The following is a 22359-nucleotide window of genomic DNA, read 5'->3' on the forward strand; positions in this document are numbered from 1 at the left end:
CTTCCTTACAATGCTGCCAGGAGAGGGGAATTGTTATTGCGTTCGATCACCAGTAACGAGATATCATCACTAAATACAGAACGCCCATTCTGAATATCACTTTGATGTTCATCTTTTTGTACCGGATGCCAGTATTTCAGTGCCTGCTGTACTTGCCCAAAAACAGTTTGCACACAGTCACGTTGACTTGCGGCCAGTAAGTCTTGTAATCGTCGTTCTCCAAATAGCTCTTGCTCAGGGTTTTCACACTCAACAATGCCATCGGTGAATAAATAGAGCCGATCACCCGAAGCAAGAGTGAACGCAGTGTCCTGATAGTCCATCGAATCAATAAGTCCAACCGGTGCACCACCGTCACCAATAGGGGTAATCTGACCTGAACTACTGACAATAAAGGGGGTCGGATGCCCAGCTTGGCAAAGCACCCCACCCGCTGTTTGAACATCGATAACGCCATAAATAAGAGTGAAATAGCTGGCTATATCATCATTCTCTATACAAAAACGGCGATTAAGTTCGCTCACAACTTTGTGTGGCGGGGTAATTAGATAACCAGAGGGAGTATCTGCCAGTGAAATCAGTAAGTTATCTACCGTGCGCCCATTAAGAAATTGGCGTGCAACTGACAGTGAGAGCATCGCCGCAGCCACGCCATGCCCTGCAACATCAATACTATAAAAACCAATGTGTTGATTTCCCAGTTGGAAAAAACTTAACAAGTCACCCGAAACATACGCGGAGGGTATAAACATCCATTCGGCTTGAAAACCACTCACCATTAGCTTTTCTGCTGGCAAAACACTACGTTGCAATTTTGCCGCAGCCTGCAAGTCATCTTCTATTTGTTGGTAGGCTTGGGACAGTTTCTGATTACGGGCATCGAGGGTTGCCTCTAGCATTAATATCCGTTCACCTGCATGTAATCGGGCGCGTAGCTCACTTTGATTTATCGGCTTTGACAGAAAATCATCGGCGCCCGCATCTAATCCTGCGATCAAATCCTCGACGGATTGCCGCACGGTTATCAATACTAAGTAAATATACCTATCGGAATAATGTTTACGGATAGTAGTACAGAGTTTCAACCCATCCATAACTGGCATTTCCCAGTCACTGATCACCATATTGATGGCATTATTATCAAGGATAGCCAAAGCATCTTGGCCATTTTCTGCTTCAAAAACAGTAAATTGCCAATTTTTTAGTAGATTAACCAGTAAAAAGCGATAACTTGCTGAATCATCAACAACAAGAATAGATGTCACACCAGTAGCGGAAGGATGTGGTTGCATAAGTTACCCAAGAGCTTCGTGTAAACATAATTTATCAAACATCATCGTCGATAGAGGATGCTCAACGTCCCTGAACCTTTCATACCCACAAAAACATTATGCTCACTTAACTATTAATAGCGTAATTAAGCGTAGCACAGATTCTTACACCTCCAATTTATAGGGGTAATGTCCAACTGAGATTTATTGTCCCACTACGAAAATTAGCATTTGCATTCTGCCGCCACGGGTAGCGAGTCCCGGTGTAATTGCCATAAAAAAGCGACCAGGACCCCGGAGCGTAGCCAGACGTATAGCCAAAACTATAGGTATAATCATAATTCCAAGGTTGCTGCTGATTCTTGTTAGGGTAATAAAACGCGGACAAACGCAAAAAATAGTGTTGTTGTAAGGTATAGCCACAACTCCCTAAAAAACTGTTCTTATTTTCTTTGATAGTTGATGAAGCGTCAGAGTAATAACGAGGCACATAGCTATAGCCAACTTGACAAATCAGTGAGTCATCTTTGTTAATCAATAATGCAGACTCCACCGTCTTGGGTAAGGTAAATTTATAGCCCAAAGTCCAAGAGCCTTGTTCAAACCGTGTTCTTTGAGCACCTGTCGTAGGGAAGAAACTATTATTATCGTTGTAATTACCATAAACCAAACTAAAAGTACCCGGATGCCAATCGTCATAACCAAAACTATAAACAAAATCGGTACTGTATTTACTGGTATTTTGTAATGGAACCCGAACCGTCATATTGGCAAAAAGATAACTTATTGGGGAATACTGCACACTAAAAAGTCCCCGCTGATTTAGTTTATATATTTCCTCCGAGCTATATTTCCCTGTAGGTACATTAACCATCTTTTTTTTAAGTGGCGAACTATAGGTTAATGCCGTTGAAAATGTGTTCTCATCACCAGAAAAAAGGCGTGACCAAGGGCTGGTAAATAATTTAACAGCTGGTGGATTAGTCGTTTCACTCGCAGTCACCAGCGGGCAGAAAAAGAGTCCACTAAGTAATACCGTGAGTGATTTGTAATGTTTCACTTAAGGTTGTCCTCCCTCCAAATATCCTTGCTGTATCCACGAATAGTCCTGTCGCTGGAAAACTCTCCCATGCCACTTATCGTGTTTAATGCTCGCTTGTGCCAACTGTAAGTATCGCTATAATCGGTCAATGCTTGATATTGTGCGTAACAATAACTATCAAAATCAGCCAAATGGAAATAGTGGTCACCGTGACTCACCAACATATGAAATATCGGTGAAAACAGGTTCTTATCGGCATGAAAAGCACCTGAAATAAGTGAATCAACAGTTTCTTTAAGTTCTGTATTAGATAAATACTCATCATATGATGACCGTCCTTTAGCTCTTTGCTCAGCAATTTGCTCCGCAGACAAACCAAAAACATAGAAATTCTCATGACCCACAGCATCTCTAATTTCAATATTAGCGCCATCTAGCGTTCCGATAGTTAAAGCACCATTCATCGCCAGCTTCATATTGCTGGTACCCGATGCTTCAGTACCCGCAGTAGATATCTGCTCTGATAAGTCAGCGGCTGGAATAATATTTTCCGCTAGCGAGACTTTATAGTCTTCTAAAAAAACCACTTTTAGTTGCTCATTGACTCTAGGATCATTGTTCACTTTAAGAGCAACTTGATTAATCAACTGGATGATCAATTTGGCCATGGCATAACCCGGTGCAGCTTTGCCCGAGAATATATGGACTTTCGGCGAAATAGTTCCTCTTCCATTCAGCATTTTCTGGTAAAGGTTTATCACATAGAGGATGTTGAGTAATTGCCGTTTATACTCATGAATTCGTTTAATCTGACAGTCGAACATAGCTTCGGGATTGATAATTATTCCTTGCTGACGCGTAATTATCTGACTTAATTTTAATTTATTAAATTTTTTAATTTCAGCCAGTTCGGCAATAATGTCACGTTCGTTCGCTAACGATTTAAGTTTAGTCAAAAGAGTCAGGTCGGTAACCCATTCATGGCCTAAGTGACAATCCAGAAAAGTCGATAACCGAGGATTAGCCTGCTGAATCCAGCGACGAGGTGTAACACCGTTGGTTTGATTAGTGAACTTCTCTGGCATTAAATGATAAAAATCGGGTACAAGATTCGATTTAATTAATTCCGAATGAAGTTTAGCCACTCCATTCACTTTGTGACTACCAATAATAGCAAGGTAGGCCATGCGAACTTTCTTTTCAGGCGTCTCTTCAATCAAAGACATTGATGCTAATAAATCTGCACGTTCAGGACGCCATCTATGTATTTCCAGTAAGAAACGGCGGTTGATTTCATAAATAATTTGTAGATGTCGAGGCAGCAACAACTCGAATAAATTAACTGACCACTTCTCTAACGCCTCTGGCATTAAAGTATGATTGGTGTAGGCGCAAACCCGTTGTGTCAAATCCCAAGCGATATCCCAATCAACAGTATGTTCATCTACCAATATTCTCATTAGCTCAACAATAGCTAGGGCCGGGTGGGTATCATTAAGTTGAATGGCTACAAAATCCGGCAACTGGTTAATATCACTGGAAAGTAAGAAGAAATCATGCATGACATCACGTAATGTACAAGCCACCAGAAAATACTCTTGTGTTAAGCGTAATTCCTTCCCTGCCAACACTTCATCGGAGGGATAAAGCACTTTAGAGATATTTTCCGATGCTATTTTTTGATTAACAGCATTCAGATAATCACCATGATTAAAGATATGAATATCAAATGAATCTGAAGCGCAAGCACTATATAAACGCAACGAGTTTACGGTATGATTAATATAACCTGAGACCAGATAGTCGTGAGGCACACCAATAATTATTTTCCAATCCATCCACATTGGATTGTAATTTCCTTGCTGGTCCTCTATTTCGACTATGCGCCCATACAGCGGAATTATCATTGCCTGACTTTGATGTTCTATTAGCCAGGGTGAGTGTGCAGAGTGCCAATCATCAGGCTTCTCTATTTGTTGTCCATCCTGAATTTGTTGGTGAAACAAGCCATATTCGTATTTTATACCGTGACCAGAGCCAGCAATATCCAAGGTTGCCATTGAATCAATGAAACATGCAGCCAGGCGCCCCAACCCCCCATTACCTAATGCTGCATCTTCTTCACTTTTTACAATAACTTCAAAATCTACCCCAAGAGATTCTAATGCGGCTTTAGCTATCTCCATTATCCCTTGATTTATTAAGTTATTCCGCAGAGATTGACCAATTAAAAACTCCATAGAAATATAATAGATACGTTTTTTTCTTGCCTGGTGATGTCGTTCCCGAGTGTTAAAATAATCATCAGTTTGGTTGCGTCGCACGACCAGTGCTAATGCACTAAAAATGTCACTGGATGATGCTGTTGATAGTATCACTCCGAGAGAATATTTCAGTTCATAAAGTATGCTATTACGTAGCTTGCTAATCTGATTCTTATCTGAAGTCGATGGAGTATTTTTCATTTCTAGCCTATTTATAAGATTGAGTCAAAAAAATACAAATCAGTTAGGAATAAATCTCCTACCGACATCATATTTTGCTAATAGCCATAACATCATTAAGGCACAGAGATGAACCAATGTATTTAGCAACCATGCCCGATGCCATAAACCAAAATCAACTACCTGACTAACCAATAAGACCACATACACGTGGATAATAAAAACATACAAAGAATGTTGGCCTAATGTTATTAAAAACCAACCACACATCTTATTTATTGGTTTCCAAAAATAACTTAACACCAAATAACATGTTGTTAGCAGACTAAAATCATTAATAATACGCAGTGGACCTAATGCATTCTTTTCAGCAAAGTTCAGATAGAACCAATTGAAATTTTTCGTATTTATGATATGGAGCATCGTGTTATAGGGCATAAATGGATTGGTATGATTCTGTGCAATAAACATCATTACTAATGTAAATAATACAACAACTGACAAACTCCAGAATCCAGCCTGAGTATGGGCTAAAGAAAGCAACTCTTCTTTGTACCAACCAATCGTCATCCCCAAGACATAAATAAATTGCCAAGCCAAAAATGGAAAAGCAAACTCAAATTCCGCTGATGTAACTCGTATCCCGGTAATATGGTAGATAATATATAATGCCAGAGATAACAGCAGCAATACACCTACCCATCGGCGTTGCAATAAATAGATAAAAATAGGACTGGCCAACAGCAGATAGAAATATAGCCCCAAAATCTGGCTCTGATGAGGCCCGATTTGTAAGTAGAGCACCATGTTAAACCAAGATTCTTTTAGCTGGTCGTAAAGTGGATATAACGTATAACTTACGTTTGAAAAGCGATCGGTAAAATGGGTTACTTCGAAAGTGTTTATGAACGTCAGTTTAGCTAGAAGTAAAATACTAAGGATGATCACTATATTAACCACATATATTTTTGCTGCTCGTCGATATAGTGCATAGCTTATAGTTAGCAGAACTTCTTTTTTTAAACGCTGGCGATTGATTACACCCAACATAAATCCCGAGAGAATAACGAACCCTTCCGCGCCGGTTGTCAGGCCAAAACGCTCCCAAGTAAAGATATTCAATAGCGACATCACTTCAATGTGGGCTACAACCATCATCACCAAAGCAATGCCCCGCAGCAGATCAATCCTTAAATCACGCTTATCTGATGATATATAACGAAACGATTTTACCCAAGAAAGTATTGTCCTACATTTATCTTCAAGTACAGAAAATGCGTGAATCATCCAATCACCCGCAAAAATTACTTGCCAATAAAAAGGGGTAGTATTTATTTATCAGCCTAACCCTATTTCCTTTTGAAAGCATTAACGCCCTTTAACTGTAGAACAATCCGGCAATTATGGTTAATAATGAGAATAATTTATGAGTAATGGGATACGTAAAAAATAACCCCTCAAATGGGTGCCACTTTCGAAGATTTCCCAACACCTTCTTCTTTAAGCTGTCGCACTCACCTTCAGGCTAAGTTATTTGCCGAAGGTGCGGACCAAATTCTACAGTCATGAGAACTATCTTTTAGTTGTATCCAGGAGTCATGTCTTTATTGGCTGCCTGGTAAAAGATACTCAATGGACCCGCTATTTAGTGTATTCATGAATACTGCTCATAGTGCTTATCCTGCTACCTGCCATTATCTCTTTGCATAAATCCGTTAACATGCGTTCACCTCTTAATATTCAGATAGATGATCATGGCCAACTCACAGACACGATCGCAACTAGCTGCCGGAAAAACCAGCGGCCTTACACTTGTTTTAATTCTCAGTGCGTTAATGGCTATCACCGGCTTTTTAATCGATATCTATTTACCTACCATGCCAGTCATGGCAATAGATTTGCAGGGCGATGTGGAATTGACTATACCGGCTTTTGTCTTGCCCAACAGATTTTAGGGTCAATTAGTGACCACTTTAGTCGACGCCTGCCGGCATGATATTGTTCGTTATAGGCTCGGTGGGCTGCGCATTATCGACTGATATTGTGCAAATCATTTTCTGGCGTGTCTTTCAGGCTTTGGGAGTATGCACAGGCCCCATGCTGGCACGGGCAATGATACGCGATCTGTTTAGTCGTACTCGTGCAGCACAGATGCTTTCTACCCTGATGATCATTATGGCTATTGCGCCCATTGCCGGGCCACTGGTCGGCGGACAAATGATTAGCATCACCTCCTGGCACGCCATTTTCTGGTTGCTGGCAATTATCGGTGCATTGATGCTGGTTTCTCTATTCTGGCTTGCAGAAACCTTACCTGCAGAAAAACGGGTTAAAGCATCTTTGTCCGGCGCTTTTGGTAACATTCATAAATTCAGCTGCACACAAAAGATAATAATGGTGCTGAATAACTAGATTAATTCACTCCAGTTTAAATTTATAATTAAAAACATTTTTTCATTCTCATCTTATTAAGATTATCAATTACACATCTAACAATGATTCAGTTTTATTTAACTATCACACACTAAACGCATTGAGCATTGTATCCGTAACCTGAAATAAGAATAGATATAAAACTGTGGCTGAGATAATTGCGACGAAAAAATAGCAGCAAGTTACCCACTCAGTTACTATGGTTAACTCAACCGCTATCAATATAAAGATAGCGCCCCAATAAATCCGAAACACCACGCCACCAAAACCATAATAAAAAACATAACAGCCTGAAAAATAACAAGTAAAAATTAAAAAGCAAACATCTTACATTTACAATAAGTCGCACTGCACTTAATAAATAAATTAAATCAATTTAGGGAAATTTCCTACAACACCCCTATCGCCCTCCTATATTCGTAATTAGTGGGGTGAGTTATATTGTGCTGATTAAAAGGTCAACATTGTTAATTTAACATTTTAAACAATCCTACTCAGTTCTAAACCAACACCCTTGTGGATAGACCAGATTATTAGGTCTACGCATCTAATCAGAGTAATACTATGAATAAAGTATTTAAAGTCATTTGGAATAGTGCCTTAGGCCGCTATGACGTTGCATCTGAAATCTCTAAATCAGGAAAAAAAACTAAGTCACTTTGCTCGGGAACTGTCGATACAACTTTAGGTTTAACGACCCCCTCTCGCCTGAGCCAAATTGCCATCACCTTGATGTTCACATTAGGGGCGAGCTCTGCTTTTGCTGCGGATGTAAGTGTTCCCGGATTTACACCTGAAGTTGATTTTACGCAGACGTTTAGTGGGGCCAACAATACTTTATCGGGGAGTTTTAGCAATATTGCCAAAGGTGATGTTGGTTTCAAAAACAGTAAACTGGGTGATATTCCCCCGGGGAACTTCCTCTATGGTGCTGAGAATCTGATCAGTAAAAATATTTTCAATTTAGGGGATATGGTTACTGAAACTTTCCTTGACCCGAAAGGCACTGGCGCATTAATTACTATTAATGTGTATAGCAGTACTGCGATGTCAATTAAACCACTTGCTGATTTTGTGGTACCTGTTTCTTATGCGGTTGGTGAAAATGGCCAGTATGTGAATCGCAACTTATTCCATGTGCAGGATAGCAGTGATCTGACCGTGGCTGTCGGCAGCACGGCCGCAGGTTGGGTTAATGACAGCAATAACTATTTTAACGCCATTCTTAAAGGCAGCCTGAAAAGTGAAGCGGCAACAACGACTTCTTCAGGATTCTATGTTGACTCTACGACTTCAGCCCAGAATACAGTCTTAAATTACAACGCCAAAACTGTAGTCAATCTGGGGAGTAACAGCAATAACATTCGTGACAGTGGTACCTCGGTGGCGAATGCTGTACTTGATGACTTTACCGGTGCATTCACCAGCCCGTATTTAGGGGCCCAAAATGTTCAAAACTTTGCTGATTTCCAAAAATACAACAATGATTTAATCGCAGGCATTAAAAGTGGTGCGATTGCACTGGACAGCAATGGCTACCAGGCTGAACTTGCGCGAGCTTATATAACTACTAGCGGCCAGGTTACACCCAAAGTCACCCCGATCTATCTTGATATGGGGATTGATGCCAATGATGCCGTAAATCACCTGGTCGATTCTAGCCGTGTTGCCTTTATTCATGGTGATGGTCAACATGCTATTGTGAATATAGGTGCTGATGCCAATATTCAGGCGTTCAATACGGATATTTCCGTGGTGCGATTGAACGATGGCGCGACCCTGAATAACGCTGGGACATTAGGTTCAGCCGCAGGCACTGTTCGTGGCACCAATATTATTTTCGCCACTGACAGTACAGTAATCAATGAAGCGACTGGGGTTCTGGACGCGGGGACTAACCCTGACATGCTGGATTTCAAACCCATACCGAGTGCCACTTTACCACTGGATGTCGCCAGTGGGAGCCATACTGCAATTTTGGCTAATGGGGCCTCCTCAGTCACTAACAACGGCGTAATTAACACGGCTTCACGTGGGAGCAGTGTTTATACCCGCGTAGCTATCATTGACGGTACCTCAACCTTCGTCAATAACGGCGCTATTAACATTGCTGCAACTATCGATAAATCGCCTCCAACAGGGTATCTGAACGAAGGGGTGAGTGTTCAGAAAGGCTCTACCTTTGAAAATAACGGTACCGTCTATATTGGCCGTCAAGCACAGCGTTCAGCGACTGATATCGTCACTGATCTGGCTATTAAGACCCAGTCTTATGCCGTCAAATTACTGCAAGATACGGTTAATCTGAGCAATATCGCTACCTTTACCAATAGTGCGACCGGTAAAATCGTGATTGGCAGCAAAACTGAAAACTCTACAGCTATTGCTGCACAAGGAGCGAGAACAGTAGTCAATCAAAACGGCACTATTGAGCTCAACGGTGCTGGTGCGGTATCCGGACAAAATGCAGGGCAGAATATCGGTATCTCTTCCAGCGCTAACGCCACGAATATCTTCAATAATGGTGATATCGTTATAAATGGTATCAATACCGTCGGTATCAAAGTACTAACCAACAGTTCAGCCACTAACGCCGGTAACGTTTATGTAAATAACGGGCTTGATGCTGCCACTAAACTGGCGAACTACGGTATTCAGGCGGTTGGTGCGGGCGCGGTGGCTAATCTCTCTGGTGAGGTAAAGCTGGCGGGCGATGGTGCTATTGGGGTGGTTGCTGAAGATAAAGGTACCATTAATGTCTCCGGTACCGGTCAGGTTGAGTTTGTTTCAGGTAAAAAACAGGTGGGCTACCTGATTTACGGTACGGGCTCTAGCGTCAATAACATTGCCACGGGTGATGAAACGGTTTCAACCGAAGGCTCTACACTGTATCGCGTTGATAAGGGTGCCAGCTTTATCGGGACCACAGCCTCAACCATGAATGCCACCGGTAAAGATTCTTCTCTTATTCAAGTCACCGGTGTTGGCAGTACATTTAACTCCGGCGCGTTAGATATGGTCCTGTCTGGCGAGGGCTCTACTGGGGTAAAAGTCGAGGGTGGCGCCAGCGGCACCATCACGGCAGATGCCAGCCTGGAATTGAGCGGTGATGGGGCTACTGCCGGTATCGTCGATGGCAACTACTACGGCCTGGATGGTATTGCCACCGGTGCTACCGGAAAATCTGTCTTAACCAGTTCGGCGGTATTGACCACCGGTAACACCGCGTCTGGTGCCTATGGCTATATCGCCCGTAATGGCGGTGAGCTTATCCACAATGGCTCCATTGATTTTACACAAGCAGGCAGTACTGGCGTGCTGGTAGACGGCGGGATTCTGACCAACCAAAACCTCATCACAGTCAATGGGACTGCGGTCAATATTCAGGGTGCTAACTCTACCGTGAATAACAGCGGTACCGTCAACGCAACCGACGGCACCGCCGCTTATCTGCTGGGTGCGGGGGCGAGCCTGACCTTATCCGGTAACGGTGAAACCAAAGCGGGCGGCACTGCCCATGGCGTACTGCTTGATACCGGTGCCACAGCACTGACCGTGGATGGCGCAACCATCACCATGACCGCGGGCGGCACAGGTAATGCGATTGAAAACAAAGCGGAAATTACCGGTATTCAGTTAAAAGACACCACGCTGACGGTGGGTAATGGTGCAGGTATTCGTACCGGTGCCTCCCTGGCGGCAACCAACTCTGGCACGATCAATGTCAACGGCAGCGGTACCGGTATTCTGTTTGCCAACACCGGCGACACCATCACCGATAATACGCTGGACATGTCCGACTCGGCCGGTCTGGTGATTAACGTCAATTCAGCCGCGGGCAAAGGGATTGTCACCAACTCCCGTCAGGATCTGAAAACCGGTGCCAGCGTAAACGTCAATGATGCCGCAGGCGGTGCAGCCCTGATTGTCAAAGGCACTACCGGCCGTGTCGAGCAGTCCGGTAACCTGATATCAACATCACTCACCAGCCCGGTGGTGGACATCAATAACGGTTATGTCACCAGCTTCGTCAACAGCGGTACCATTCAAGCCAACAGCGCCACGCAGCAGGCTGTCGTAACCAATACTGGGACGGGTCTGGCATTTACCAACGCCACGGGTGGCACAATTGTTGGCAAGGTGGATCTGTTAGCGGGCAACAACACCGTGACCCTGATGCAAGGCAGTAAAGGCACTGACTTCACCACCGGCAGCGGCGATGATGCCTTCATTCTGAAAGGGCTGACATTAGCCGATACCGGCGTGTTCAGCTCACTGAACGGCGGTACCGGCAGCGATACGCTGACGCTGGACAGTTCGCTGTATACCCTGAGTGATGCTGATGCCATCCAGAATATGGAATACATCAACCTGATCAATAACTCAACGCTGACACTGGACAATGTGCTGCTGGCGCTGGGTGACAGTCAGGATGACAATGCCAACACCGGTTTTAATCTGGGTGACGGCAGTCTGTTGCAGGTTAATAACCTGAATGCCGTGAGCTTTAACAGCAAGTTGAACGGCCTCGGCACGATGGCCGTTAATACCGCCGGTAATGCCTTTGATTTTACGGCCAATGCGGCACAGAACGCCTTTAACGGGGTACTGGCATTAGGTCACGCCACCTTTGAACTGGCGGCGGATAACACGGCAGCATTAGTGAATGCCACCCTGAAACTGGGCGCGGACAGTATCACCACCGTCGGTGACGGTGTGCAAACTATCGGTGGGTTGGCCTTTGACGGCGGTACGGTGAAATTTAACACCGGCACTCCGGGTGAGACGGTGGCGAAAAGCACTATCCATACCACCAAAGAGATGAACCTGCTGGGCACCGGGACGGTGGTGGTGGACATCGACAGCGTCGACAACAGCCAGACGCCGGTCAATCCGGTACTGCCCATCATGGAGCAGGATGATGCCAATACCTTGCTGCAACTGGCGGTGAGTGATGTGGTGGTGCAAGGCAATGGTGGCAATCTGGTGCTGAAAGACCAGGATGGCAATGTCATTACCGATGCCACCACGGCCGATATTGCACAAAATGGCACCACGGTCGCCAAAGGCACTTACGATTATCGCCTGAGCAGCGGTACGGGTAACGACGGTTTGTATATCGGTTACGGCCTGACCGAAGTTGAACTGCTGGGCAGCGGTGCAGATGCACTGGCGCTGTATGCCACCAATAAAACCGGTCCTGCGGCGGATTTGAGTGCCAAAGTGACGGGCAGTGGTGAGTTGGCGATTGATACCGGTGCAGGAAATACGGTAACACTGTCCAATCTGGACAATGATTACACCGGTTCTACCGATGTACGCAGCGGCACCTTGCAGATGCTGAATGATAATGTGTTGGGGAATACCTCGCTGTTATCACTGGCAGCAGATACCGCCTTTGACATGAAGGGTCATAGCCAAACCGTGGGCGAACTGAACAGTACTGCGGGCTCAACGGTTGATCTCAATGGTGGCAGCTTAACCTTGAGTCAGGGCGGTATGTCTGAGGGTGAACTGACCGGCAGTGGCGCGCTGACAATTGCCGCCAATGTGCTGAGCGTTAAGGGTGCCAATACTGGCCTGAGCGCGGTGACCACCATTGCCAGTGGCGCACAAGCGTTACTGAACAATGCAGCGGGTCTGGGCGATGGCAATATCGTTAACGCCGGTCTGCTGACACTGAAAGGGGCTGCGGGCCAGTTAGCAAATGCTATCAGTGATGCCGGCAGTGTGGTGCTGGAAGATAGCAGCGACATCACATTGAGCGGTGATAACAGCCTGTTCAGTGGCCTGTTTGCTATCACGAACGGCAGCCAGTTAACTGCTTCTCAGGCAGAACATCTGGGGACGGCGGCGGTCACCAACGACGGCGCATTGGTGCTCAATAGTGCGAGTGACTGGTTGCTGGCCAACAGCATTAGCGGCAGTGGCAGCCTGACTAAAAACGGCACAGGCACCGTATCGTTGACACAATCTGCGGCCTATACCGGCCAGACAGATATCAATGCGGGTGGCCTGATGTTAGGCAGCAGTGCTGACCCCATGACGCTGGCAAGCCAGCAGGTGAATATAGCCAGCGGTGCCTTTATGGGCGGTTTTGGTGGTGTAGCGGGCGCGGTTGATAACCAGGGCGTGCTGTTTGTGGGCAACCCAGCGGCACCGATGGTACCGGCGATGGGCCGTCTGGCTCGCCTGGCGCCGGCCAGTAATATCTTTACCGTTGGCACTGACTTAACCAACAGCGGCACGGTATTTATCGGTAACAAGACCAGTGACGGTACGGGCACCACCGGTAACCAATTAGTGGTCAACGGCAACTATATTGGCAACAACGGTCTGCTGCACTTCAACACCGCGCTGGGCGACGACAGCTCTGCCACCGACAGCATGATTGTGAACGGCAACACCAGCGGCACCACTAACGTAAGCGTAGATAATGCGGGCGGTACGGGCGCTAAAACCTTAAACGGTATTGAGCTCATTCAGGTGAATGGTCAATCCGACGGTGAGTTTGTGAACCCTGGCCGTATCGTAGCGGGTGCATATGATTACTCACTCGTACGTGGGGTGGGTTCAAACGCCAGTAACTGGTATTTGACCAGCCTGAGCAATTTGCCGATTGATCCAGAGAACCCGGTTGATCCAGAAAATCCAGTGGGCCCAGGCGAGGAAACTAAACGTCCTGAAGCCGGCAGCTACACCGCGAACCTGGCCGCAGCCAACACTATGTTTGTGACGCGTCTGCACGATCGTTTGGGCGAAACACAGTATATCGACGCCCTGACTGGCGAGCAGAAAGTGACCAGCATGTGGCTGCGTAACGAAGGCGGACATAACCGTTCACGTGACACCAGTGGTCAGTTGAAAACCCAAAGCAACCGCTATGTGATGCAATTGGGTGGCGATATCGCCCAGTGGAGCAACGATGGTCTGGACCGTTTACACCTGGGTGTGATGGCCGGTTACGGTAATAGCAAAAGCGACACCCACGCGAAATCGGGCTATAAGTCGAGTGGTTCGGTTGATGGTTACACCGCCGGGGTGTACAGCACCTGGTATGCCAACGACGAAGACAAGTCGGGCTTGTATGTTGACGGTTGGGCGCAGTACAGCTGGTTTAACAATAGCGTGCAGGGCGACGGTCTGGCGACGGAAGAGTATAAATCGAAAGGGATCACCGCGTCGGTCGAGAGCGGCTACACCTTTAAAATCGGCGAGAATAAGTCTAAGAACGAAACGTACTTTATCCAGCCGAAAGCCCAAATCACCTGGATGGGTGTGAAGGCTGACGAGCACCGTGAAGCAAACGGTACTCAGGTGAGTGGTCAAGGCGACGGTAATATCCAGACCCGTCTGGGGCTGCGTTCTTATATGAAAGGCCACCACGAAAGTGATAATGGCAAGGATCGCGAGTTCCAACCGTTTGTGGAAGCCAACTGGATCCACAACACCAAAGATTTTGGCACCAATATGAACGCGGTTGAAGTGAAACAAGCTGGCGCGAAGAATATCGGTGAACTGAAAGTGGGTGTTGAGGGGCAATTGAACAAGCAACTGAATGTCTGGGGTAACGTCGGCCAGCAATTGGGCGACAAAGGTTACAGCGATACTGCAGTGATGTTAGGGGTGAAATACAACTTCTAATCGTTATTAGCTCTCATCAATAACGGTGCTTCGGCACCGTTATTGATCTCCGAACAATTTAATAAAATCTTATTCTGAATAACTAAAAATTGCAGAGCAGATCAGAAGCCGCCATCGATATCCGTCACACCAATCAGCTTATGATTGACAAACTCCTTCAGTCCGAGACCAATCAGCTCGCGGCCATAGCCTGAGCGGCGCACACCGCCAAATGGCAGGTCAGCCTTCACCGCAGTCGGATGGTTGATGTAGACCATGCCGGTAGACATTTGAGCTGCAACCTTGCGGCCCCGTTCGATGTCTTGAGTGAACACCGAACCGCCAAGGCCGAAAGGCGAGTCATTCGCAATCTCGATAGCTTCCGCTTCATCTTTGGCTTTAAAGACCAGCGATACCGGGCCAAAGAATTCCCAGTAATACGCCGGGTTATCCTTAGTCAGGCCGGTGAGCAACACCGGCTGCACGAAGGCGCCCTGCGACGGCACCTCAGCACCAATCACGGTCAGGGTCGCGCCGTGGCCGACAGCTTCCTTCACCTGTTTACGCACATCGTCGGCCGCACCCTGTGAGGACAGCGGGGCCAGAGTCGTGGCAGGGTCCAGCGGATCGCCGGCCTTGAGTTGGGCAACGCCAGCTGTGTACTTATCAAGGAAAGCGTCGTAGATAGCCTCGACCACGATAATACGCTTGGACGAGCAGCACACCTGGCCGGCATTCCAGTGGCGGCCAAACACCGCCCACTTAGCGGCCTTGTCCAGATCAGCATCTTCCAACACCACAAAGGCGTCAGCACCACCCAGCTCCATCGTTGACTTCTTCAATGCCTTACCGGCCTGTGCTGCAACCACAGCGCCAGCGTCCTCCGAACCCGTTAGCGCAACACCATGTACACGCGGATCGTTAATGATGGTTTCGAGTTGCTCACGGCTAGCGTAGAGGTTTTTGAATCCGCCTACCGGCAGGCCGGCTTCAAGCATTAGCTTCTCAAACACATCGGCGGATTGCGGTACGTTAGACGCATGCTTGAGTATCACGACATTCCCGGCCGCTAACTGCGGCGCGATGATTCGAGCTATCTGGTAGTAAGGAAAATTCCACGGTTCGATAGCCAGGATGATGCCTAGAGGCTCATGCACCAGCCACGCTTCGGTTACCGCAGGGTCTTTAGAATGCAGCTTCTCCGGCGCCAGTTGCTGCTGCGCATTCTCGACGTAGTACTCAAAGATAGCCGCCGACAGTTCAACCTCCGCTTCGGCCTCTCCCAGTAGCTTACCCATCTCCAGTGTCAACAACTTGGCGTATTCGGTATGCTTGGCTCGGAGCAAGTCGGCCGCCTTTTGCAGCACGGCAACACGATCGGCGATTGTAGTATTTTTCCATTGCTTGAATGCCTCATCGCCTTGATCCAGAGCAAGAGCAACATCGGCAGTAGTGGCGTCAGAAAACGTCTTGATCGTTTCGCCGGTGTAGGGATTGGTTGTTGCGTAGGCCATCTTTCGTTCCTTGGTTGCATGCAGGGACCGTTCGCGAACGAACAGCCTATAAAAGAAAGTCCGACTCAGGATCGTCACCGACTAAAACCAGAGCGTTCCCGAGAGAGGAAACGTCATTCGGACGGCAGTGATATCACTCAACAATTAGATGATGAACGTAATGCAAATAAAAACGGCATCGTAGAAGAGTGTATTCGCTCCATGGCGATTCAGACACTTTTATCCGATTAAAATATGTGATTCTCTTAGCGCTATTTATAACTCCAGGTTCAGTCCCTGAGGGAGGAACAACACAAAAGCCTTCGTCGCGCCATAAATTGATATACCGAATTCCGGTGCCAGACCGACGATCGGACCCATTATTCATACTGGAGGTCATCTTGATTTTATGATGCTTGGAGCTCGTTCAAGCTGGCTAAGGTCGCATTCAAGTTCAACATTGGCCTTCGGTATCCAAATGCCCACGGTAAATCCACCCCACGCTTGAATACGAAGTTGTGCGTGACGTCCTCTGAAGGAAACTTTGATAATCGATGGAAAAAATGTCGGATGGAGGGAAAACCAGACAAAGCAGCACTTACAACGCTAAATTGTTCAAATAATAGGCTAACTTGTCGGTAACGCAAGATTACGCTGTCATTAATCCACAATTTATTGATGGGTTTATTCTAATAAAATGTGTCGCCTAACAATAATAACAATAGCCCCCCAAAATCATCATCTAAGCGTCAAAGAGGATTCACTTGCACAAATAGATTATGCATGTCATATATAATAGATGTTGGTCATCATAAATAATTGTTGGGATGGGGAATCAATATGAAATACACCACTTTTGGTCGTAATAGCGGCCTACGGGTTTCCGAACTGGCACTGGGTACCGGTAACTTTGGTACTGCCTGGGGATATGGCTCGGAAAAAGAGGAAGCAAAACAGGTATTTGACCGCTATGCCGAGGCCGGGGGTAATTTCATCGACACCGCAGATACTTACCAATTCGGTCAATCTGAACAGATCGTAGGAGAGTTCATTGCTGCGGAACGTGATCGTTTTGTGGTCGCAACAAAATATACGCTGGGAGCACAACCGGATGCGGGGATTGCTCAAACCGGAAACAGCCGCCGCAATATGATTGCTTCCGTGGAAAGCAGCCTTAAACGGCTTAACACCGACCGCATTGATTTATTGTGGGCCCATTTTGATGACCAGTTAACGCCTCTTGAAGAAATTGTGCGCGCTTTTGACGACCTGACTCGTGCAGGCAAAATACAGTATGCAGGGCTTTCCAATTTCCCGGCATGGCGCATTGCACGGGCAGATACCTTGGCAGAATTACGCGGCTGGTCACGTATTGCCGGTATTCAGGTAGAGTACAGTTTGGTACAGCGAACGGCTGAACGTGAACTACTGCCGATGGCCGAAGCACTCGGCTTAGCAGCCACACTGTGGTCACCTCTGGGGGGAGGATTGCTGACAGGAAAATATCGTCAAAGCGATGAAGGTCGTCTACTTGGTTTTGCGGGCCGATTGGTGCATACCGAGCAAGATACTGCGCTACTCGATGAAGTTATCGCAATAGCACAGGAACACCACGTGCAACCATTACATATTGCTGTTGCCTGGTTGCGCCATAAAGCCGCAAACTCCCCTACCAGCCTAATCCCTATTTTAGGCTCCCGTACCCAAGCCCAACTGGATGACACACTGGCAGCATTAGATGTGATATTGAGTGATGAACAAGTGGCACGTCTTGATAAGGTCAGCGCCATTACTCTGGGAACGCCACACGAACAAATCGCCAACACTCTGGCACGGGCGCAGGGCGGCGATAGTACGCGTATCATCGCCCCCCGACCACCGCGGGCATGAATCAAGATCTGTATTGATGAGAGGCAACATCTATTGATGTGCTAGCATGGCATACTTTATGATGCTGCCTGTTCAATCAGGAGAAATGTATGGCCCGAGTATCAAAGCAACAGATGGCACTCAATCGCGAGTCAATCGTACAGACCTCTTCACAACTCTTCCGTGCCCGGGGTTTGAATGGTGTCAGCGTCAACGATTTAATGGCTGCGGTCGGATTGACTCATGGCGGGTTCTATGGACACTTTACCTCTAAAGATGAATTGGCGGCTATCGCCAGTCGCAAAGCGCTCGACGATTCCAGCACCCGTTGGCAGCAAATCAGCAGCCAGCCCGAGCATCATAATCTGCGCACGTTAGTCGAACTTTATCTCTCAACCACCCACCGTGACCATGCAGAAGATGGCTGTGCAATTACTGCGCTAGCCAGCGATGTGGCACGTGAGAATGATGAGAATCCGGTGCGAGAGGTTTATCTCAGTGGCGTGAGATCCCTGCTAGACAGATTAATGTCTGTTTCTGATATAGAAAATGAAGAACAACGCAGGCAACACGCGCTGGCACAGCTTGCTATGTTGTCCGGTGCATTAACACTGGCGCGCGCCACCGCCGGGGATAAGTTGTCGGATGAATTTCTTGAAGCAGCCAAAAAAGTCTTATTGACTGAAGAAAAGTAATGTCCCCACGGCCGGATTATCAAGGTGCCAATCATCCTGTGCTAAAAACTTTTCGCCTATAGCTTAAGTGGCTATTTGCCCGCAAACATCCTGTCACTAAGGAAATCGATAAATACCCGTAATTTAGGCGTGATATAACGCCCGGAAGGCCACACCACATGCAAGCTCACTGTGCGCTTTACATAACTATCCAGCAAGCTTCGTAATTTGCCTTCCGCCACTGCCTTTCCCATCGAAAAATCCGGTAAGCAGGCGATGCCCAATCCTCTTAAAGCAAAACACATTCTGGTTTCAATGTTGTTGCATACCATCGAGATTGGGATCCGCAAATCAGACTCATTAGGCAAGGGCCAGGTTTCCAATTTTCCGCTGTTAGGGAAACGATAATGCAGGCAGATATGATTCGCCAGTTCAACAGGGTGCATAGGCTCACCATGCTGCTCCAGATAGGCGGGCGATGCCACCAGTAGCATGGTGGACTGCCCCAACTTACGTGCTGACAAACGGGAATCAGTCAGTTCACCGGTGCGGACGACGGCATCAAATCCCTCTTCGACCACATCAACAATCCGATCACTGAAATCCAGATCTAGCTCAATGTCGGGGTATGCGAGCATAAAATCGGCCAATACGGGTAACAACAATGTGCTCACCAGTGGCAAACTGACCCGCAACCTGCCGCGCGGCTTATCGGTAAGTTGTAACAGCTCAAGCTCTGCGGCCTCTACCTCAGCAAGAATCCGCCGACTACGTTCAAGAAAAAGCGCACCTTCGGAAGTCAGTGCTATGCTGCGAGTGCTGCGGTGAAATAATCTCACGCCTAACCGCCCCTCGAGCCGTGCGATATTCTTACCAACCGCTGAAGCGGAAACACCCAATATACGCCCTGCCATCACAAAACTACGGGTCTCGGCCACTTGAACAAAAACACTCAGACTGCTTAGGCTATCCATCACGGCTCCGATTGCGGACATTTTTATCCTCTAATACTGGAAATCTACCCCACTTTTTCCTGATTGCGTAGTTATCTATTGTTAGATGGCCATCTATGGTTAAGTCTTCATTCAGATTAAGGAATTACTATGTCTGCGAGTTCGTTAGTGCCAATACAGCCAGTGCATCTGGCAGCCAGAATTAATACAGTGATTGATCAGGCGCTCACCGAACAGCGCTTGGTGGGTACCGTAGTCATGGTGGCGCTTAACGGCGAGACACATTTCAGCCGGGCAGCAGGATGGGCGGATCGCGAAACCGGACAACCGATGACCTCCAATACCCTGTTTCGTTTGGCATCCATCAGTAAGCCGATCGTTTCTACAGCAGCAATGGTATTAGTCGCACAGGGTAAGCTCGACCTTGATGGCGATATCCGGCGCTGGTTACCTGACTTTCAACCCCGGCTGGCAAATGAGGAATTACCAACCATTACGATACGCCAATTACTCAGCCATACCGCCGGTTTGAGCTATCGCTTTTGTGAAGCTGATGAGGATGGGCCCTATGCGCGCGCGGGGATCTCCGATGGCATGGATCGATCAGCAATCACACTCAACGAGAACTTACGTCGGTTAGCCGATGTGCCACTATATTATGCCCCAGGAACTGCATGGGCTTATTCATTGGCAATTGATGTATTAGGTGCAGTTATCGAGCAAGTTTGTGGTCGGCCATTAGATCAAGCAGTAAGGGCATTGGTCACCGAGCCACTACATATGCAGGACACGGATTTTTTCACCCATGATGTCAGTCGGCTAGCTACGCCTTATGTCAGTGATACACCTGCGCCACACCCCTTGCAGGAAGATGAACTTGTCGCCGCGTTCCCCGATACCATCGGTATTCGATTTTCCCCTGCCCGTGCACTCAATCGCCATGCTTTCCCTTCTGGCGGTGCGGGGATGATAGGCAGTGCCAACGACCTGTTGAGCTTGCTGGAAACGCTACGTCGGGGTGGCTCACCACTGCTTCCAGCGGCTTTAGTCGATGAGATGGGCCGAGACCAAATTCAGGGTCTTATCTTACCTGACTCTCCCGGTTTGGGCTTCGGGTTAGGCTTTTCGGTCTTGCGCGATCCACACGAGGCTGATTCACCTGAGTCCGTTGGTACATGGCGTTGGGGAGGTGCATATGGTCACTCATGGTTTGTTGATAGGATTCAAGGGATATCCGCAGTCGCATTAACTAATACCCTATACGAAGGTATGTCCGGGCAATTTGTCAACGATCTGCGGGACGCCATCTATGGCGTCGGGAAACAATAATGAAAGCAGCGCCCTTTCCTCTCTCGGCATTATTGGCTCTCGCGATGACGGGCTTTATTGCCATCATGACCGAGACATTACCAGCTGGATTGTTGCCGCAGATCGGCCAAGGATTGGGGGTTTCACAAGCATTGGCTGGCCAATTGGTGACACTCTATGCTCTGGGTTCGTTACTGGCTGCGATCCCCTTAATTACTTTGACCCGCAGTTGGGGGCGGCGTAAAGCCTTACTCAGCGCCATTGTCGGTTTTTTCATATTCAATACTTTAACCACTATTTCGCCTTGGTTCAGTTTAACCTTACTGGCCCGTTTTATGGCCGGTGCTGCCGCTGGACTGGCATGGGGGCTTATCGCAGGTTACGCACGACGTATGGTACAACCTCATCAACAAGGGCGCGCAATGGCGATCGCCATGACCGGCACCCCTATCGCCCTGGCACTAGGGGTACCATTGGGGGCATGGCTGGGTATGGTGCTCAGTTGGCGCAATGCATTTGCCATTATGTCGGGATTAACTTTGCTGCTGATTGTCTGGGTTATCGTGAAAATACCTGATTATCCAGGGCAATCGGCCAAACAGCAGCAACCGGTGCGCAAAGTGTTCACCACCCCTGGCATACGCCCCATTTTGTCGGTTATTGTCCTTTGGATGCTGGCACATAATATTCTTTATACCTATATTGCCCCTTTTATCACCCCAGTCGGGTTGGAAAATCAGCTCGATAAAGTGCTGTTGGTATTTGGTGTCAGTGCGCTAGCGGGAACTTGCTTCACCGGATTAGTCGTGGATCGATGGTTACGTGGCGCGGTATTACTGAGTCTTGGTACCTTTATTCTGGCTGCATTGATATTGGCAATCGCCGGGGGATCCCCCTCCGCGATTTATGGCAGCATGTTGCTCTGGGGCCTCAGTTTTGGTGGCGCATCCACACTATTGCAAACCGCGTCGGCGGATGCCGCAGGACAAAATGCCGATGTGGCGCAGTCAATGATTGTGGTGGCTTGGAATTTAGCCATTGCAGGGGGCGGGATCATCGGTGGCCTGTTGTTACAAAGCGCCGGAGCAGTAAGTTTCCCGTGGACAGTGTTGGGGTTATTACTCCTTGGGTTGATTATTGTCTGGCAGGCTCAACAATACGGGTTCAAACCGGGTATTCGTAGTGCAATGCACGTTGAAAAATGCTGAGGTAATACATATAAAGACACCCGCTATTGCGGTGGGTGTTG

11 protein-coding genes and 2 pseudogenes are annotated in these 22359 nt (G+C 47.4%); 6 read left to right on the forward strand and 7 right to left on the reverse strand.

Going from position 1 to position 22359, the window contains the following annotated elements; genetic code table 11:
- Positions 1–5: 5 nt before the first annotated feature.
- The 4 genes from A6J66_008120 to A6J66_008135 form a co-directional block, all read right to left on the reverse strand.
- On the reverse strand, positions 6–1292 hold the full coding sequence (locus A6J66_008120) for a response regulator (GenBank protein ID PNM24161.1): 1287 nt from the start codon (positions 1290–1292) through the stop codon (positions 6–8).
- A 157-nt stretch (positions 1293–1449) separates the two neighbouring features.
- Positions 1450–2274: a hypothetical protein gene (locus A6J66_008125; GenBank protein ID PNM26938.1), complete on the reverse strand. Its 825-nt coding sequence runs from the start codon at positions 2272–2274 to the stop codon at positions 1450–1452.
- A gap of 53 nt (positions 2275–2327) precedes the next feature.
- The gene (locus A6J66_008130) at positions 2328–4778 is read right to left on the reverse strand and encodes a glycogen/starch/alpha-glucan phosphorylase (protein ID PNM24162.1); all 2451 of its coding nucleotides are present in this window, start codon (positions 4776–4778) and stop codon (positions 2328–2330) included.
- A gap of 39 nt (positions 4779–4817) precedes the next feature.
- A complete protein-coding gene (locus A6J66_008135) occupies positions 4818–6044 on the reverse strand; it encodes an OpgC protein (protein PNM24163.1) in 1227 nt (408 codons plus the stop codon).
- Between the two features lie 467 nt (positions 6045–6511).
- Between A6J66_008135 and A6J66_008140 the strand changes: the two are divergent.
- Both A6J66_008140 and A6J66_008145 read left to right on the forward strand, forming a co-directional pair.
- Positions 6512–7169: pseudogene (locus A6J66_008140) on the forward strand (hypothetical protein).
- A 585-nt stretch (positions 7170–7754) separates the two neighbouring features.
- Entirely contained in the window at positions 7755–14834 is a 7080-nt protein-coding gene (locus A6J66_008145; protein PNM24164.1) for an autotransporter outer membrane beta-barrel domain-containing protein, read from the forward strand.
- Positions 14835–14935: 101 nt separating this feature from the next.
- Here the strand turns inward: A6J66_008145 and A6J66_008150 are convergent, their stop codons facing one another.
- Positions 14936–16327, reverse strand: coding sequence for an NAD-dependent succinate-semialdehyde dehydrogenase (locus A6J66_008150; GenBank protein PNM24165.1), 1392 nt, complete (start codon positions 16325–16327; stop codon positions 14936–14938).
- 258 nt (positions 16328–16585) lie between these two features.
- Positions 16586–16687: pseudogene (locus A6J66_008155) on the reverse strand (SDR family oxidoreductase).
- A 459-nt stretch (positions 16688–17146) separates the two neighbouring features.
- Here A6J66_008155 and A6J66_008160 point away from each other — a divergent pair.
- Complete coding sequence (locus tag A6J66_008160) at positions 17147–18196, forward strand: aldo/keto reductase (GenBank protein PNM24166.1); 1050 nt, start codon at positions 17147–17149, stop codon at positions 18194–18196.
- An 89-nt stretch (positions 18197–18285) separates the two neighbouring features.
- Positions 18286–18870, forward strand: coding sequence for a TetR/AcrR family transcriptional regulator (locus tag A6J66_008165; protein ID PNM24167.1), 585 nt, complete (start codon positions 18286–18288; stop codon positions 18868–18870).
- A 71-nt stretch (positions 18871–18941) separates the two neighbouring features.
- Here A6J66_008165 and A6J66_008170 read toward each other — a convergent pair whose 3' ends face one another.
- Positions 18942–19823, reverse strand: a complete 882-nt coding sequence (locus tag A6J66_008170; GenBank protein PNM24168.1) for a LysR family transcriptional regulator — start codon at positions 19821–19823, stop codon at positions 18942–18944.
- A gap of 129 nt (positions 19824–19952) precedes the next feature.
- On the opposite strand from A6J66_008170, the gene A6J66_008175 reads away from it, so the two are divergent.
- Positions 19953–21131 (forward strand): serine hydrolase, encoded by a 1179-nt coding sequence (locus A6J66_008175; GenBank protein PNM24169.1) that lies wholly within the window; start codon positions 19953–19955, stop codon positions 21129–21131.
- Positions 21131–22318 carry an MFS transporter gene (locus A6J66_008180; protein ID PNM24170.1) on the forward strand — a complete coding sequence of 396 codons (1188 nt, stop codon included), beginning with the start codon at positions 21131–21133 and terminating at the stop codon, positions 22316–22318. The genes A6J66_008175 and A6J66_008180 overlap by 1 nt, the downstream gene beginning before the upstream one ends.
- Positions 22319–22359 lie beyond the last annotated feature (41 nt).

This window comes from Yersinia enterocolitica, assembly GCA_002082245.2.
GTDB classification, from domain to species: Bacteria; Pseudomonadota; Gammaproteobacteria; order Enterobacterales; family Enterobacteriaceae; genus Yersinia; species Yersinia enterocolitica_E.

Bases quoted from the DNA above. Each gene is read 5' to 3' on its own strand.
- A6J66_008130 (PNM24162.1), bottom strand. From the start codon at position 4,778: ATGAAAAATACTCCATCGACTTCAGATAAGAATCAGATTAGCAAGCTA.
- A6J66_008180 (PNM24170.1), top strand. From the start codon at position 21,131: ATGAAAGCAGCGCCCTTTCCTCTCTCGGCATTATTGGCTCTCGCGATG.
- A6J66_008135 (PNM24163.1), bottom strand. From the start codon at position 6,044: ATGATTCACGCATTTTCTGTACTTGAAGATAAATGTAGGACAATACTT.
- A6J66_008165 (PNM24167.1), top strand. From the start codon at position 18,286: ATGGCCCGAGTATCAAAGCAACAGATGGCACTCAATCGCGAGTCAATC.
- A6J66_008160 (PNM24166.1), top strand. From the start codon at position 17,147: ATGAAATACACCACTTTTGGTCGTAATAGCGGCCTACGGGTTTCCGAA.
- A6J66_008145 (PNM24164.1), top strand. From the start codon at position 7,755: ATGAATAAAGTATTTAAAGTCATTTGGAATAGTGCCTTAGGCCGCTAT.
- A6J66_008170 (PNM24168.1), bottom strand. From the start codon at position 19,823: ATGGATAGCCTAAGCAGTCTGAGTGTTTTTGTTCAAGTGGCCGAGACC.
- A6J66_008150 (PNM24165.1), bottom strand. From the start codon at position 16,327: ATGGCCTACGCAACAACCAATCCCTACACCGGCGAAACGATCAAGACG.
- A6J66_008120 (PNM24161.1), bottom strand. From the start codon at position 1,292: ATGCAACCACATCCTTCCGCTACTGGTGTGACATCTATTCTTGTTGTT.
- A6J66_008175 (PNM24169.1), top strand. From the start codon at position 19,953: ATGTCTGCGAGTTCGTTAGTGCCAATACAGCCAGTGCATCTGGCAGCC.